Origin of the sequence: Streptomyces sp. NPDC059743, assembly GCF_042732975.1 — a bacterium.
Classification (GTDB): domain Bacteria; phylum Actinomycetota; class Actinomycetes; order Streptomycetales; family Streptomycetaceae; genus Streptomyces.
In genome coordinates, this window is the sequence record NZ_JBHWGS010000016.1 from 142,689 (window position 1) to 157,938 (window position 15,250).

The following is a 15,250-nucleotide window of genomic DNA, read 5'->3' on the forward strand; positions in this document are numbered from 1 at the left end:
GCAATATCAGCAGGCCGCCGCTGAGCCGGGCTCGAAGGCTGAGAGGCCGAACACCCGCCAGCCGGGCTCCGACCGCCGCACCACATCGCCGCCACACATGCTTGTCGCGCGCGCCTCGCCCGGTCCTCCCGGTCCTACCGGTCTTCCTACCGGTCTTCCTACTCACCGGGCACCTCGCCGCTCCGCGGCCGGACCCAGGGCGTAGCCGGCACCACGCACGGTGCGGATCATCGGCGGTCGGCCCGCGTCGATTTTTCTGCGCAGATAGGAGATATAGAGCTCGACCACATGGCCTCTGCCTCCGTAGTCGTAATTCCAGACCTGTTCCAACAGCTGATTCCGGCTGAACACCTGGCGGGGATGGCGCATGAGGAAGCAGAGGAGCTCGAACTCCGTGGGCGTCAGATGGATCGGGGCGCCACCGCGGGTGACCTCGCGGGCCTCCTTGTCCAGTACGAGGTCCCCAACGGTCAGCAGGGCGGCCTCATTCCGTGTCCGTGCCATGCCGGCTCTCCGAAGCAGGCCGCGTAGCCGGGTCAGCACCTCGGCGAGACTGAAAGGTTTGGTCACGTAATCGTCACCTCCGGCGGCTATTCCGTTGATCCGGTCCTCCACCGCGTCCCGTGCAGTGAGGAACAGCACACAAACATCGGGGAGGAAAGCGCGTATCCGGCCCAGGACGGTCAGTCCGTCTAAGTCGGGCAGCATGACGTCCAGTACCACCGCGTCCGGGCGGAAGTTCTGGGCAACGGCCTCGGCGGTGGCGCCGTCCGCGGCGCTCTCGACGCGGAATCCTTGCGCGGCCAATGCCGAGCACAACACTTCGGTGAGGTCCGGCGAGTCGTCGACGACCATGACACGTACCGCCGAGCCGTCCGGCCTGGTCAACAATCCATTGGAAGAGCCGGAGCGGCTCCGTGAGATGTATTCGTCAGAGCTGGCGGAGAGGTTCATGCCTTCACCCTCTATCAGCCGAATCTGAAATCAGGATGAGAAGCCGCTCGGGACCGGTCGGGCAGCCGGCGGCTGAGAAAAAACACAGAAGTCGCGTCGGCAAAGTAGCCATCATCCATTCCATGAAACGGAGGGCTATGTCATGGCCGCAATTCATGATGGCGCCGGAGCGCGATCACGACCGGGTCCCGTGCCCGGGCAGCGCTCCGGCGCCTCCCTTCCCGAACCAGCCGTGCTCGTCCAGGTGGTGCTGTGGGCGGGGCTCATCGGCGTCCTGGCCCTGTGGTGGTTCACGGCCCACGCGGTGATCGGCGTGGCCGGCTGGATGATCGGCGCAGGTGACATCTTCGGCATGGTCGCCGGCTACACCTGTGCGCTGCTCGTTCTGCTGATGGCGCGTATCCCGTATCTGGAACACGTCGTCGGCAGCGACCGAGTTGCGCGCTGGCACGCCAAGGCCGGGCGCTACACGATCACACTGCTGGTGTTCCACGTGGTCTTCGAGTACTGGGGCAGCGCTCTGGAGCGACAAGCGCCCATCCTGAGCTTTTCCTGGCAGATGACCATGATCTTCCCCTACCTGCTGCCGGCCGCCATCGGTGGCTTGCTGCTGTTCGCGGTCGGAGTGGTGTCCGCCAGTGTGGTGCGCCGCCGGGTGCTCTACGAAGTCTGGTACTTCCTGCACCTGACGACATATGTGGCGCTCTTTCTGACGTTCGGTCACCAACTGGCCCTCGGCGCCTCCTTCACCGGCACCTTCGCACGGGCCTGCTGGTTCGCCCTCTACTTGAGCGCCGCCGCGGCAGTGCTGTACTACCGGGTGTTCACGCCCATCCGCCGCAACCTACGACACCGGCTGCGCGTGGAGTCGGTGACCACCGAGGCACCTGGCACCTACTCGGTCCTTGTCCGCGGCAGCCGACTCGATGAACTGGCGCCGCGGCCGGGCCAGTTCTTCCGCTGGCGATTCCTGACCAAGGGTTTGCGCCTGAGCGCCAATCCCTACTCGCTCTCGGGCGCGCCGGGCCCGGACCTGCTGCGTATCACCGTCAAGCAGTCGGGCGACCACAGCGCACGGCTGGCCCATCTCAGGCCCGGCACCCGGGTCTGGGCGGAGGGCCCGTACGGAGCGCTCACCGCGGCGCGTCAGCGCCGGGGCAAGGTGCTCCTGCTCGCAGGCGGTGTCGGCATCACCCCGCTGCGCACGCTCTTCGAGACACTGCCGGCCGCACCGGGCGATCTCACCATGGTCTACCTGGCACGCAGCGAGTCCGACCTTGTCCTGCGCGCCGAGTTGGAGGCCGTAGCGGCCAGCCGGGGCGGCAGGCTGCGCTGTGTCGTCGACGCTCCTGGGGAGAACCGTCCCTCCCCGCTCACCGCGTCGGCGCTCAGCGCCCACGTGGACGACCTGGCCGTGCACGACGTCTACCTCTGTGGTCCGCCCGGCATGATGGAGGCCGCATGGGACGGTCTGCGGACAGCAGGGGTACCCGCCCGTCATATCCATCACGAGTCTTTCACCCTGTGAGTCACTGATGAAGAACCGATACATACGCCGCGTCGTCCTCACCACCCTGGCCACTGTGCTGACAACGGCCGGACTCCTCGCCTCCAAACCCCATACCGGCTCCGGCCCCGAGCGGGGTGGGCCGAGTAATGGGCGGACGGGCACGGACGAGCGGCCGGAGGGCGGTGTGCCGGATGAGCGGCCTGAAGGTGGCATGCCCGACGGGTGGCCCGAGGGCGGGATGCCCGGTGAGCGACCTGAAGGTGACATGCCCGACGGGTGGCCTGAAGGCGGGATGCCTGGCGAGCGGCCGGAGGGTGACATGTCCGGCGAGCGGCCTGAGGGCTTCGAAGATGGTTCGCAGGGCCAACCAGTCTCTTCGGTCAAGGGCGGCAACGCCGTCTCCGGCCGTCCACTCGGCGCCGTCCACGAAGGAACGGTCTAGCAAAGATGTGCCCTACTCGTCCGCTCGGCGAGGCCGCGCCCGGCGGCCCTTGCCGTCCCTGCCCATCCTCCAGCCGTCCCATCGCCGAAAGGTAGTTGTCCATGTCTGCTGCATCCCGACGTCCGTCCCCAGCAGGAGCTTCCGTACTGCCAGGCGGATGGGCCCTCACTCAACGTCCTCGACGTCCTAAGTTCCGGAGCGGCCTTCGGAACGTGCGAGCGGGCGCTGTCGGACTAGCCGTTGCCGCAGTGCTCGGACTGGCCACGATCCTTGCGTCCACCAACCTGGTCACCATGGACCGTCCCGACGGCCCTCCTCCGGGCACGATGCAGGAGGGCGATGGGCCGGGCGGTGAGCAAGGTCCTCGCGGCGGTCAGGAGGGAGACACAGGATCGGGTCAAAGGCCCGATGCCGGGAACCGGACCGACTAGGTTCTGATCGTCGGCGACACTGGCTTGACGACACCGGCTTCTTGAAGAAGGGCGCCCGGTCGGCCGGGACATAGCGGCAGGACACCGACCGACCGGGCAGCTATCAGCGAGCGTCGAACTAGCGACCGTTGAACTGGGGACGCCTGCGCGCCAAGAAGGCTTCCACGGCCAGAAGGTGATCCTCGGTCGTGCCCAGCCGGGACTGTGCCGAGGCCTCGCACTCCAGTACGTGGTCCAAAGAGGCCTGTGCGCCACTGCCACGCAGCAGTTGCTTGACCTCTGCGAAGGCGAGGGTCGGGCCCGATGCGAGGCGCTCCGCCAGGGCCAGCGCCTCGGTCGCCGCCGTGCCCTCCCGTACGACCCGATGGACCAGCCCCCAGGCCAGCGCATCCTCGGCGCCGACACGGTCGCCCAGCAGGAACATGCCGCCGGCCCGCGACTCCCCGATGGCCCGGCTCAAAGAGGCGCTCAGCCCGGTGTCCGCCGCCAGGCCGATGCCGGTGAACGCTGTGGCGAAGGCCGCGCTCTCCGAGGCGACGCGCAGATCCGCGCACAGGGCGAGCCCCAGACCCGCTCCCACGCAAGCGCCCTCGACCGCGGCGACGACGGGCTGAGGCAGCTCGTACAGGGCCTGCACAAGCGGGTTGTATTCGCCGGCGACCGTGGCGAACGCGGAGGAGGGCTGCTGCTCCAGCGCGCGGGCGTGCTCCTTCAGGTCCTGTCCCACGCAGAAGGCGGGGCCCTGCGCGGTGATCAGCACGGCACGCACCGTGTCTCTTTCATGATGGGCCCGCCGCACGGCCGCCAGCAGTTCGCGCCGCATGGTCGCGTCGAGCGCGTTGCCGACCGCCGGCCGGCGCAGTTCGATGACGGCGACGCCTCCACGCTGCCGGTAGCCGACTCCGTAAGGGACTTCGGCTGCGTCTACGGCCATGAGTAGAAGCCCTTTCCCGATTTACGGCCCAACTCGCCGCGGGAGACCTTGTCCCGCAGCAGCCGAGGCGGACGGAAGCGCTCACCGAGGGTGGTGTGCAGGTGTTCGGCGATGGCCAGGCGGACATCGAGTCCGACCAGATCGGTCACGCGCAGAGGGCCCATCGGGTGCTTGTAGCCCAGCCGCACGGCAGTGTCGATGGCCTCCGGCTCGGCTACGCCCTCCTCCACCATGCGGATGGCTTCCAGGCCCAGAGCCACGCCCAGGCGGCTGCTGGCGAAACCGGGTGAGTCGTTGACTACCACTTCCTGCTTGCCCAGGGCCTGTGTCCAGGCCGTGGCCGCCCTCAGGGTCTCGGGCAGAGTGGCGGGCGTCCGTACCAGTTCGACCAGTTCAGAGGCGGGCACAGGGTTGAAGAAATGCATGCCGAGGAACTGGCCGGGCCGTGACAGGTGGCCACCGAGCTCGGTGACCGACAGAGAACTGGTGTTGGTGGCCAGGATCGCCTGCTCACCCATGGTCTTCTCCGCCTCGGTGAGGACTGCTGTCTTGAGATGGAGTGTCTCGGGGACCGCCTCGACCACGAGAGCGGCCTCGGCCGGAAGGCCGCTCAGCGAGGAGAGCACGGTGATACGGCCGATCACGCTCGGAGCGGGCTCGGCCAGTCGGCCGCGTTCGGCCGCGCGTGTGAGCGCGGCATCGATGCGCCGGCGGGCCGCCGCTGCCGCCCGGTCGCCGGTCTCGACCACGGTCACGCGGGAGCCGATCAGGGCGAACGACTGGGCGATGCCGGCGCCCATACTGCCGCCGCCGACCACGGCAACTACCGTGGGGGCATTGCTCATCGGGCCTTCCTCCGCTCGCTGAGAAAACGTGTCATGCGTTCTTGCTTGTCCGGACCCTCGAACAGCACGGCCTGGGCGAGATCGTCGGCGACGGGATGCGCCGCCGGTGCGTTGACGACCAGCTTGGTCAGCCGCAGGGCCGTGAGGGACGACCGTGCCATCCGGTCCAGCAACGCGTGTGCCTCCGCGAGCAGTTGGTCCGCCGGCACCACATCGATGACCAGTCCCGCCGCGAGAGCGGCCGAGGCGTCCAAGCGGCGGCCCGCCAGCAGAACCTGCTTCGCGAGCGACTCACCCACCAGCTCCGTCAGACGCCAGCAGGCACCGGCGGCTGCCATGATGCCCAGGTCCGGCTCCGGATTGCCGAACACCGTGCCGGGGCCCGCGATACGGACGTCGCAGGCGTACGACAGTTCCGCTCCGCCGCCCAGCACCCATCCGTCCAGGGCCGCCACCGTCGGCAGCGGCAGATGCCGGACACGCTCGAAGAGACGGCTGTTGATGCCCCGCAGCGCCTCGTCCCGACCGCGCCGAAGAAGCTCGGCGATGTCGGCGCCGCCGGCGAACACTCCGTTCTGTCCGGTCAGGAGCAGCAGCCGCGGCTGCTGCTCCAGCAGACCGCACACATGATGCAGTTCCTCCACCATGCGCGCGTTGATGGCGTTGCGGGCGTGGGGACGATTCAGTGTGACGACAACACGGTCGTCCTTCTCGTCGACCAGCAGTGTCTCGTAGCTGATGGTCATGCCCGCTCCACCAGCATGGTCGCATGGTGTGTTGCTTCCGGCACGGCTGCTCCTCGGCTGCTCATACGTCGGCCAGCAGCGTCGTCGGGCTCTCGACGCAGTCGGCCACATAGCGCAGGAAGCCTCCCGCCACACCGCCGTCGCAGACCCGGTGGTCGAAGCTCAGCGAGACCTGGACGACCTTGCGTACGGCAAGGGCGCCGCCCACCACCCATGGCTTGTCGATGATGCGTCCGAAGCCGACGATGGCCGCTTCCGGGTGGTTGATGATGGCCGACGAGCCGTCGACACCGAACACACCGTAGTTGTTGAGTGTGAAGGTCCCACCGGTCAGACAGTCGGGTGGCAGGGAGCCCGACCGGGCCAGGCCGGTCAGACGTCTGAACTCCGCCGCCAACTGCGCCGTGGTCAGGAGATGGGCGTCCCGGATGACCGGCACGACCAGTCCCCGTTCCGTCTGGGCGGCGAAGCCGAGATTGACATGGGGGAACCGGAGGATCTCGTTGTTGCTTGTGTCGACGCTCGCGTTCAGCTCGGGATAGCGCCGCAAGCCGGCGACGCAGATACGGGCCAGGAGGGCGAGCAGGCCGATGCCGTGGTCTGGGCCGGCAGCCTGGAGCACACCTTTCGCCTCCAGCAGTCCGGTGGCGTCGGCGTCGACCCAGGTGGTCGCGTCAGGGATCTCCCGTCGGCTGCGGGACAGCTTGTCCGCAATGGTTCGGCGAAGCCCTCGCAGCGGAATCCGCTCCACCACCGGGCTCCCACGGTCCACAACCGCGGTCCCGGCACTGGCGGACGCGGTCTTCTCCTCCTCCGTGACGGCACGTTCCACGTCCCGGCGCTGGATCACTCCGTATGGGCCGCTGGGCACGAGTGTCGTGACGTCTACGTTTTTCTCCCGGGCCAGTCTGCGTACCAGCGGCGAGATCACACGCGGAGCGAGCCCACCGGCGTGGGTGTCGGCGCGGCCGGCGGGAGCGGCGGTGGCCGGTGCGGGTGCGGGTGCCGCAGTGGAGGCTACGGCGTTGCCGCGGCGCCGACGGCGTCGCGTGGCGGGCGCGTGCCCGGTGCCGTAGCCGATCAGTACATTGCCCGAGCCGGCCTGCTCCTCTTCGCGGTACTGAGCTGCCGCCGCCGCTTGCGCGGAGTTCTCCGGGCCGGGCTGCCGCGCCGCGGCGCCGACGGAGATAAGAGGCTCACCGACGCCGACGGACGTTCCTGCTTCGGCGTGAAGCCTCACGACAGTGCCCGCATAGGGCACCGGCACCTCGACAGCCGCTTTCGCGGTCTCCACCTCGACAACGATCTGGTCGATCTCGACCGTGTCGCCGACCGCGACCTTCCACTCGGTGATTTCGGCCTCGGTCAGGCCTTCACCGAGGTCGGGCAGGCGGAACAGCTGCTCCGTGCCCGTGCCGGCCGTCGTCATGACACCTCCCGGACGAGGTGGCGGACATCGGGCTCGTCATCGAACTGGAGCCTGTCGACGGCGTCCATCACGCGGTCGACGCCGGGAAGATGCGCGTGCTCGAGTTTCGGCGGGGGATAGGGGATGTCGAAACCGGTGACGCGCAGGACCGGCGCGGCCAGGGAATGGAAGCAGCGTTCCTGGACGCGGGCGGTGATTTCGGCAGCGACACCGGCGAATCCCTGCGCCTCCTGCATGACGATGCACCGGCCCGTCTTGCGCACGGACTCCGTCACCGTTTCATCGTCGAAGGGCACTATGGTGCGCAGATCCACGACCTCCAGGCTGATCCCTTCCTCCGCCGCGGCCGTGGCCGCCTGCATGGCCACAGGAACACAGGGACCGTAGGCCAGGAGCGTGCCGTCGTGTCCCTTCCGCCGTACGACCGCCCGTGCGAACGGCGAGGCCTGACGGGTCCCGAGGTCGGCTTCCTCCTTCGACCAGTACAGCCGCTTGGGCTCCATGAAGATCACGGGATCCGGATCATCGATTGCATCTCGCAGTAGCCAGTAGGCGTCTTCGGCCGTCGCGGGCGTGACGACCTTCAGGCCCGGAGTGTGGGCGTAATAGGCCTCACTCGAGTCGCAGTGGTGCTCCACTCCGCCGATGCCGCCCGCGTACGGGATACGGATCACCATGGGCAGGGAGAGACGCCCGCGGGTCCGGTTGCGCAGCTTGGCCACATGCGAGGCGATCTGCTCGAACGCCGGATAGGCGAAGGCGTCGAACTGCATCTCCACCACGGGTCTGAAGCCGCCCATCGCCATGCCCACCGCGAGGCCGACGATCCCGGCCTCGGCCAGAGGCGTGTCGAAACAGCGGTCCTCACCGAACTCCTTGGTCAGCCCGTCCGTGATCCGGAACACACCTCCCAGCGCGGCGACATCTTCGCCGAAGACCAGCACCCGCTCGTCCGCGCGCAGTGCGTCACGCAGTGCGCCGTTGAGCGCCTGGGCCATCGTCATCGAGGCCATGGATCAGTCCTCCTGTGGGTGCAACTCGGCGGCGAGCTGGGCCCGCTGTTCCAGCAGTTGAGGTGTGGGTTCGGCGAAGACGTGGTCGAACAGTTCCATCGGATCGGCCTCGACCTCGGTGTTCATCCCGGCCCTGACCTGCGCGGCGAAGGCCTCAGCGGCCTCTTTCGCGTCCTCGATGTCCTGGGCGCCGAGCAGGCTCCGTCCCCGCAGATAGGTCTCAAGCCGGGACAGCGGATCCGCGGCGCTCCACTCCTCCACCTCCTGCTGTTGGCGGTAGCGGGTCGGGTCATCGGCGTTGGTGTGGGCCTCCATGCGGTACGTGTGCGCCTCGACCAGGAACGGTCCCTCGCCCGACCGGGCGTGCTCCACGGCGGCCAGCAGCACCGACAGGACGGCGACCAGGTCATTGCCGTCGACCTGCTCCGACGGCACCCCGTACCCGATGCCCTTGTACGCCAGTGAGGGCGCGGCGGTCTGCCGGGACAGCGGCACCGAGATCGCGTACTGGTTGTTCTGGATGAAGAACACCACCGGCGCCCGCAGTACGGCGGCGTAGTTGAGGGCTTCGTGGAAATCGCCCTCACTGGTCCCGCCGTCGCCGATGAAGGCCATGACGACGCCGTCCTCGCCCTTGCGGCGCAGTGCTTCCGCCATGCCGGTGGCGTGGATCGTCTGCGTGGCCAAAGGAGTGCACTGGGGAGCCACGCGGGTGGCGGCTGCGTCGTAACCGCAGTGCCAGCCACCGCGGAGCAGGGTCAGGACCTCTATCGGGTCGATACCGCGGGAGACCAGGGCGACGGAGTCGCGGTACGTCGGGAACAGCCAGTCCTGCTCGCGCAGCGCCAGGACGCCGGCGATCTGGCAGGCCTCCTGGCCGCGGCTCGACGGATACACCGCGAGCCGTCCCTGCTTGGTCAGAGCGGTGGCCTGGGTGTCGAACCGGCGGCCGAGAACCATGCGGCGGTAGGCCTCGCGCAGCAACTCGTCCGCCGGCTCGGCATAGCCCGACGGAGGCTTGACGGGCCTGCCGTCGGGTGCCACGAAGCGCACCGGCGCGAGTGAGGGAAGGAGGCTGTCAACCGCTTGGCGGAGAGCCTTCACGGACATGCTGCACCGCTTTCTTTGGACACTTGACACAAGAATCGTGGCCTCATCCGGTATACCTGTTCAATAGCTCGTAATAACAAGAGAGAGATTGCCGGTCTCTCTCCGGATGGAGGACAAAGTGTCGATCGATGAAGGTCCCGCGGGTCCGGAGGCCGGACGTTCTGCCGTCGGCCTCGACGCCATCGACCGCGCGATCATCGCCGCCCTGCGGCGCGACGGGCGCATCTCGGTCCGCGCGCTCGCCGATCATGTGCATATCTCCCGGGCCAACGCCTACGCACGTATCGGCCGGCTGACGGAGGACGGCATCATCTCCGGCTTCACAGCCCAGCTGAACCCGAAGAAGCTCGGGCTGGGCACAAGCGCCTATGTATCGGTGACCATCGAGCAGAACGCCTGGCGAGCCGTTGCCGGCAGGCTGCGGGAGATCCCGCACATCGAGCACTTCGCTCTGGTGGGAGGCGACTACGACGTGCTCGTGCTGGTGCGGGCGCCTGACAACACCGCGCTGCGGCACGTTGTTCTGGAGTCGATCCAGGACATCCCTGGCGTGCGCGCCACACGGACATGGCTGGTGTTCGAAGAGGCCGACGGGCTCGGCACCCAGTGGGACGCTCCGGACCGGTGATCGGTGACCGGCCACTGGCGACCGGTGAGCACGCCGCCGCGATCCGGCTACCGGGCCCGGTCACCGGGCCCGGCTCGCGCCGCTGTCAGCGTCAGCGGCGCATGCCCGCGAAGGCGTCGACCATCGCCTCGGCCACCTCGGTGACATGATCGCTCATCAATTCCGCAGCCGCCCGCGCGTCCTTCGCCTCGACCGCGGCCAGGATCTGGCGGTGCGCGTCGAGTTCCACGGTTGATGTGATGTGGTGCTCGACCTTCGGCATGAGGTGGTGCAGCCGGCGTACCTCGTCGAGCTGGTCGGTGAGGATCGCCAGCGCCCTGCCGTTGCCGGTCAGGGCGGCCAGCTCGCTGTGGAAGGCCCGCGCCGCGCCCAGTGCGGGCTCGATCGACGCGGCGTCGCGGGACTGCTCGGAGCAGAGGCCGGACAGGCGTGCGATGTCTTTGCCGGTGCGCAGGTGTGCCGCCTGTCCGGCCATCACGGGCTCTATCATCCGGCGGACCTCGAACACCTCACGGATGTCCTCCAGTTGGACCGGGCGTACGAGATAGCCCTTGCGCGGCATCACGATGACCCAGCCGTCCTGGAGCAGCAACCGTAGGGCTTCGCGGACCGGAGTCTTCGAAATGCCGTAGCGCGCGGCGAGTTCGGGTTCGAGCAGGACCTCGCCGGGACCGTGGCGGACCTGGAGGATCTCCTCCTTGAGCCGGTGGTAGACCTGCTCGGTCAGCGAGAGTCTGCGAGCGGGCTGCTCGGCTCCCGGCTCGGCCGCCACCAGAGTCCTGCGCTGCTCCGCCATGGACCCATCCACCTCCGTCGTCAACAATGCCCAAGGTATATCTGGCCGCCCGAGCCGGAACAACTGCCTGCTCCTTCACCGCACCGAGCCCGGCGCGTACTCACCGACCGCCGCGCGTCTCCCGGCGCGTACTCACTGAGCTCGGCGCGCCGCAGCCCGTCCCGCGATCCTGCCGGAGTAAAGACATGGTCCGAACATCGTGCCCTCCAGCGCCGCTCGCCCGTTGATCCTTCCTCCCGCCATGCCCGCGACCTCACCGGCGGCGTACAGGCCCTCGACCGGCTCGCCCGAGACGGTCAGCACGTCGCACTCCGGACCGGTGTGCACTCCGCCGAGGTTCTTCTGGGCCATCGGGAAGAGCTGTACGGCGATCAGCTCGCCGGTCAGCTCGGTCAGACCGGCCATGGCGCGGCCGGTCAGCGGATCGTGGACGGTGTCCGAGCGCACGGCCGTGTTGAATTCGCCGATCGCCTGGACCACGGCCTGCTCGGGGAGTCCTGCGGCATGGGCGAGTGCGGCCGGGCTGTCGGCCGTGCGTACGTACGCGGACTCCGTCCAGAACTGCTTCATCGCTGCCGGGTCCGGGCCCGCCGGTGTTCCGTAGTGTTCGTTGTCGATCAGCAGGACGTGCTCGGCCTCGGCTGCCGAGAAGACCGACCAGGCCGTGCGTCCGGGCTGGTCCAGCAGCGCCTCGGTACCGGAGCGGCCTCCGCGAAGAGACTCGTCGTGGAACCTGCGGCCCTCGGCGTTGAGCCAGATCTCCGTGGTCACGCCGCGGATGCCGAGCCCTCGGGTGCCGGAGCGGTCGCGCGGGTCGGGAGTGCCGGTGGGATAGACCCACACATGGTCCAGGTTGGTGAATTCCGCGCCGCACGCCTCCAGCAGGTCATGCCCGAGCCCGACCGCGGTCGGCGCGCCTCCCGCGAGGACACGGGGGAGTTCGCGCAGCTGGGCGGAGTGTTTCAGCACCGTTTCGATCCGGCCGACATAGCCGCCGGTGCACACGGCGACGGCTCCGGTGGCCAGAGTCTCGCCGATTCCCTCCGAGCGGGTCCGCACACCGGTGATCCGGCCGTCGGTGTGACACAGCTCCTCGGCGGTGACGCCGGTACGGACGGTCACTCCGAGCGCGCGTGCGCGGGCTTCGAGCACCTCGATGATCCGGCGGCCCCAGCCGACCGGGATGTGCCAGCGCGGCACACTGTTGCCTTCCGGCTGCCCGAGGGTCTCCCACTCAATACCGAGATCGACACACCACTGGTACACCTCGCGGGCGCTGTCGGCGACGTATCTGCGAGCCCACTCCAGGTCCGCGGCCGGCCCGCCCATCCGCTGCCAGTCGGCCATCGCGAGTTCGACGCTGTCGGTGATGCCCAGCGACCGCTGGAGCGGGGTGTCGACGAGAAAGCAGGCGGCCCCGCTCATCACCGACGCGCCACCGATCGTGTCGGTCGCCTCAAGGAGCCGCACATCGAGCCCCGCCTCCGCGGCCTCCACGGCGGTCGCCAGGCCGGCCACTCCGCTGCCGATCACAACGAGGTCCGGGGTACGCCCGGTCGTCTTCCTGCTGCTCATCGGCCCGCCTTCGCTGTCGTCGTCCGGTCGATCTGTTGGATTGAGGAATGCCCTGAAGTGATGGTAAGCAGATATATCTAGGAAATACTATTGACATGATAGTGAAATCTGATGACCATCGCAGCATTCGATCGCGGCTGACTGGCGAGAGGTCCTCATGGCCAAGCACTTCTGTTCAGCTTCTCTCACCGCAACGCTCGTCGCAGGGGCCGTTCTCCTGCTGACCGGCTGCGGTTCCGGGTCGGCGGACGACGCCGGTTCGTCGTCCGGTGGCAGTGCCGGCCTGACATCGTTGAAGGTCGGCTCGTCTCCGACGCTGACCAACGCGTCGCTGTACCTCGCGACACAGGACGGTACATTCAAGGCGAACAACCTCAAGGTGACACCGCAGCAGGTGACGTCAGGGGCTCAGGCGCTGCCCATGCTGCTCAACGGACAGATCCAGTTCACCGCTGCCGACCCGCTCGGTGCGATCAAGGCGATCAGCGAGAAGATGGCCGTGAAGATCGTGGGACAGGGCAGTGTGAACGCCACCGAAGCGGCCAAGGACTCCACGGTCCTGGTGGTGGCGCCCGGCAAGGTCACCTCGGTGGCGGGACTGTCCGGCAAGACCGTCGCCGTCAACGCGCTGGGCGGGCTCGCGGAGGTGGCCGCGCGGGCGGCGATCGACGCCAAGGGCGGGACATCGAAGGATGTCCGATTCGTGGAGATGTCCTTCACACAGATGGTCGCCGCGGTCGAGAACGGGAAGGTCGACGGGGCGGTGCTCAATGAACCGTTCGTGTCCCAGGCACGGTCGGCGGGTCTCACGGATCTGGTGCCGGTGATGTCCACATCGATGCCCACGGTGCCGAACAGCGTCTACCTGACGTCCGAAAGCTATGCCAAGAGCCACCCCGAAGTGGTCCAGGCGTTCTCGGAGTCGCTGGACACGGCCAATGTCACGCTGAGCAAGGATCCGGCGAAGATCCGGGAGGTGGCGGCCGAGTCGACCGAGACCAGTGCCGAAGACCTGGCCAAGATCGTGCTCCCCACCTTCCCGGACCAGCCGTTGAGCCGGCAGACGCTCGACGGCCTCCAGACACTCATGGTCAAGTACGGAATTCTCGACTCCCCCATCGACCTGAGCTCGTACATGCTGGTCGCCCAGCCGTGAACACCGTGACCACTGTGAACACTGTCACCGAAGCTTCCCCGCAGACCGCCGGCGCGGGCCCGCCGAAGACGGCTGGTGTGCCGAACCGGCGGGCGGCGCTGCTCGGCGCGCGTGTCCTGTGCGTCGTACTGACGCTCGCTGTATGGCAGTTGCTCGTGGTCATCGGCACCCTGCCGGCCGCGGCCATCGCCGCGCCCTGGGACATCGGCCGCGCGCTCGGATCGATGCTCACCGACGGCTCCTTGTGGTCGGCCATCGTGGACACCGCCTCCACGTGGGCGATCGGCCTCGGTCTCTCGCTGGCCGCCGCGGTTCCGGTGGGGCTGCTGCTCGGGGCGAGCGGGCTGCTCTACCGCTTCTCCCGTTTCAGTATCGACTTCCTGCGCTCCATCCCGCCCATCGCCCTCATCCCGCTGGTCCTGCTCGAATACGGCGCCACCACGAAAATGGCGCTGGTCCTGGTGGTCTTCGGATCGCTGTGGCCCGTACTTCTGCAGAGCATGTACGGCATGCATCAACTCGACCCGAACCTGCGGGACATGGCCCGGACCTACGGGATCGGGCGATGGCACTACGTCCGGTTCGTCGTGCTGCCCAGTGCCTCTCCCTTTGTCGCCACCGGGATCCGGGTCGCCGCCACCATGAGCCTGCTGCTGGCCATCGCGGCCCAGCTCATCGGCGGAGCACCCGGACTGGGCGCCGAGATGACCACCTACGAACAGGGTGGCGACGTGCCCCGGATGTGGGCGGTGGTCGTCGTCATCGGACTGCTGGGCATCCTGCTCAACCGGGGTCTGCTCGCGCTTGAGAGGAGAACACTGCGATGGCACTCGGCGTACCGTCCCGCCGCGGCGAGCTGAAGAAGGCCCCGTCCGGCGGCCGGGCCGGAGCGCCGGGCAGCCGGACGCTCCGGCTTCTGTCCGGCCTGGCCCTGGAACTGATCCTGCCCGTCGGAGCCGTCGCGACGTGGTGGGTGCTCAGTGCGGACAGCACCTCGGCGTACTTCCCGCCTCTCGCCGACAGCGTCTCGGCGCTCCGGGAGGTCTGGTTCTTCTCGCACTTCGGATCGGACGCCGTACCGAGCCTGGTGCACCTGGCGGTGGGCCTGGGTATCGCCGTCGTCATCGGGGTCACGGCGGGCCTCCTGCTCGGCCTGGTCCCCTTTCTGGCGGACGCGCTCGCGCCGGTTCTGGAGTTCGCACGCGCCACCCCCGGGGTCGCCCTCGTCCCGACCGCTCTCCTGCTGTTCGGCATCGGAACGGAGATGCAGGTCAGCCTTATCGCCTATGGCACGGTGTGGCCGATCCTGCTGAACACCGTGGACGGGGTGCGCTCGGTGGACGTGGTGGTACGGGACGTGGCCACCAGCTACCGGCTCGGCCGCCGCGACCGGGTGCTGCGGGTGATCCTGCCCGCCGCGAGCCCACAGATCATCGCCGGGGTGCGCACCGCCCTGTCGATCGGCATCACCGTGATCGTGTTCAGCGAGATGGCCGGATCCACCAACGGCATAGGCTTCCGTATCCTGCACGCCCAGCGCCAATTCGCGATCACCGACATGTGGGCCGGAATGCTGTTCCTGGGCATCGTCGGCTACCTCGTCAACGTCGCCTTCCGCGGTCTGGAACGCGTACTGCTGCGCTGGCACCGGGGCATGCAACGCGTGGAGCAGAGGTGAGTC

Annotated in this window: 14 protein-coding genes; 5 read left to right on the forward strand and 9 right to left on the reverse strand. The window is 68.2% G+C overall.

Going from position 1 to position 15,250, the window contains the following annotated elements:
* Positions 1–162: 162 nt before the first annotated feature.
* Positions 163–924 (reverse strand): response regulator transcription factor, encoded by a 762-nt coding sequence (locus tag ACFV6H_RS27375; protein ID WP_385547250.1) that lies wholly within the window; start codon positions 922–924, stop codon positions 163–165.
* Between the two features lie 172 nt (positions 925–1,096).
* Between ACFV6H_RS27375 and ACFV6H_RS27380 the strand changes: the two genes are divergently transcribed.
* Entirely contained in the window at positions 1,097–2,482 is a 1,386-nt protein-coding gene (locus ACFV6H_RS27380; protein WP_385547040.1) for a ferric reductase-like transmembrane domain-containing protein, read from the forward strand.
* Positions 2,483–3,455: 973 nt separating this feature from the next.
* On the opposite strand, the gene ACFV6H_RS27385 is transcribed toward ACFV6H_RS27380, so the two are convergent.
* The 6 genes from ACFV6H_RS27385 to pdhA form a co-directional block, all read right to left on the reverse strand.
* On the reverse strand, positions 3,456–4,271 hold the full coding sequence (locus tag ACFV6H_RS27385) for an enoyl-CoA hydratase/isomerase family protein (RefSeq protein ID WP_385547043.1): 816 nt from the start codon (positions 4,269–4,271) through the stop codon (positions 3,456–3,458).
* Positions 4,262–5,116, reverse strand: coding sequence for a 3-hydroxyacyl-CoA dehydrogenase family protein (locus tag ACFV6H_RS27390; RefSeq protein WP_385547046.1), 855 nt, complete (start codon positions 5,114–5,116; stop codon positions 4,262–4,264). The genes ACFV6H_RS27385 and ACFV6H_RS27390 overlap by 10 nt, the downstream gene beginning before the upstream one ends.
* Positions 5,113–5,862: an enoyl-CoA hydratase/isomerase family protein gene (locus ACFV6H_RS27395; RefSeq protein WP_385547049.1), complete on the reverse strand. Its 750-nt coding sequence runs from the start codon at positions 5,860–5,862 to the stop codon at positions 5,113–5,115. Before ACFV6H_RS27395 ends, ACFV6H_RS27390 begins: the two co-directional genes overlap by 4 nt.
* A 61-nt stretch (positions 5,863–5,923) precedes the next feature.
* A complete protein-coding gene (locus ACFV6H_RS27400; protein WP_385547051.1) occupies positions 5,924–7,291 on the reverse strand; it encodes a dihydrolipoamide acetyltransferase family protein in 1,368 nt (455 codons plus the stop codon).
* Entirely contained in the window at positions 7,288–8,304 is a 1,017-nt protein-coding gene (locus tag ACFV6H_RS27405) for an alpha-ketoacid dehydrogenase subunit beta (RefSeq protein WP_385547054.1), read from the reverse strand. Before ACFV6H_RS27405 ends, ACFV6H_RS27400 begins: the two co-directional genes overlap by 4 nt.
* Positions 8,305–8,307: 3 nt before the next feature.
* A complete protein-coding gene (pdhA, locus tag ACFV6H_RS27410; protein ID WP_385547057.1) occupies positions 8,308–9,414 on the reverse strand; it encodes a pyruvate dehydrogenase (acetyl-transferring) E1 component subunit alpha in 1,107 nt (368 codons plus the stop codon).
* A gap of 106 nt (positions 9,415–9,520) precedes the next feature.
* On the opposite strand from pdhA, the gene ACFV6H_RS27415 reads away from it, so the two are divergent.
* The gene (locus ACFV6H_RS27415; RefSeq protein WP_385547060.1) at positions 9,521–10,042 is read left to right on the forward strand and encodes an Lrp/AsnC family transcriptional regulator; all 522 of its coding nucleotides are present in this window, start codon (positions 9,521–9,523) and stop codon (positions 10,040–10,042) included.
* Between the two features lie 91 nt (positions 10,043–10,133).
* Here the strand turns inward: ACFV6H_RS27415 and ACFV6H_RS27420 are convergent, their stop codons facing one another.
* Together ACFV6H_RS27420 and ACFV6H_RS27425 are read right to left on the reverse strand one after the other, a co-directional pair.
* The gene (locus ACFV6H_RS27420; RefSeq protein ID WP_384789541.1) at positions 10,134–10,838 is read right to left on the reverse strand and encodes a GntR family transcriptional regulator; all 705 of its coding nucleotides are present in this window, start codon (positions 10,836–10,838) and stop codon (positions 10,134–10,136) included.
* Positions 10,839–10,970: 132 nt separating this feature from the next.
* The gene (locus ACFV6H_RS27425; protein WP_385547063.1) at positions 10,971–12,413 is read right to left on the reverse strand and encodes an FAD-dependent oxidoreductase; all 1,443 of its coding nucleotides are present in this window, start codon (positions 12,411–12,413) and stop codon (positions 10,971–10,973) included.
* Between the two features lie 157 nt (positions 12,414–12,570).
* On the opposite strand from ACFV6H_RS27425, the gene ACFV6H_RS27430 reads away from it, so the two are divergent.
* The 3 genes from ACFV6H_RS27430 to ACFV6H_RS27440 are packed head-to-tail and all read left to right on the forward strand — an operon-like array spanning position 12,571 to position 15,247.
* Positions 12,571–13,569, forward strand: coding sequence for an ABC transporter substrate-binding protein (locus ACFV6H_RS27430; protein ID WP_385547066.1), 999 nt, complete (start codon positions 12,571–12,573; stop codon positions 13,567–13,569).
* Positions 13,570–13,583: 14 nt separating this feature from the next.
* Positions 13,584–14,429, forward strand: a complete 846-nt coding sequence (locus tag ACFV6H_RS27435) for an ABC transporter permease (protein ID WP_385547069.1) — start codon at positions 13,584–13,586, stop codon at positions 14,427–14,429.
* The gene (locus ACFV6H_RS27440) at positions 14,393–15,247 is read left to right on the forward strand and encodes an ABC transporter permease (protein ID WP_385547072.1); all 855 of its coding nucleotides are present in this window, start codon (positions 14,393–14,395) and stop codon (positions 15,245–15,247) included. Before ACFV6H_RS27435 ends, ACFV6H_RS27440 begins: the two co-directional genes overlap by 37 nt.
* Positions 15,248–15,250: the final 3 nt, after the last annotated feature.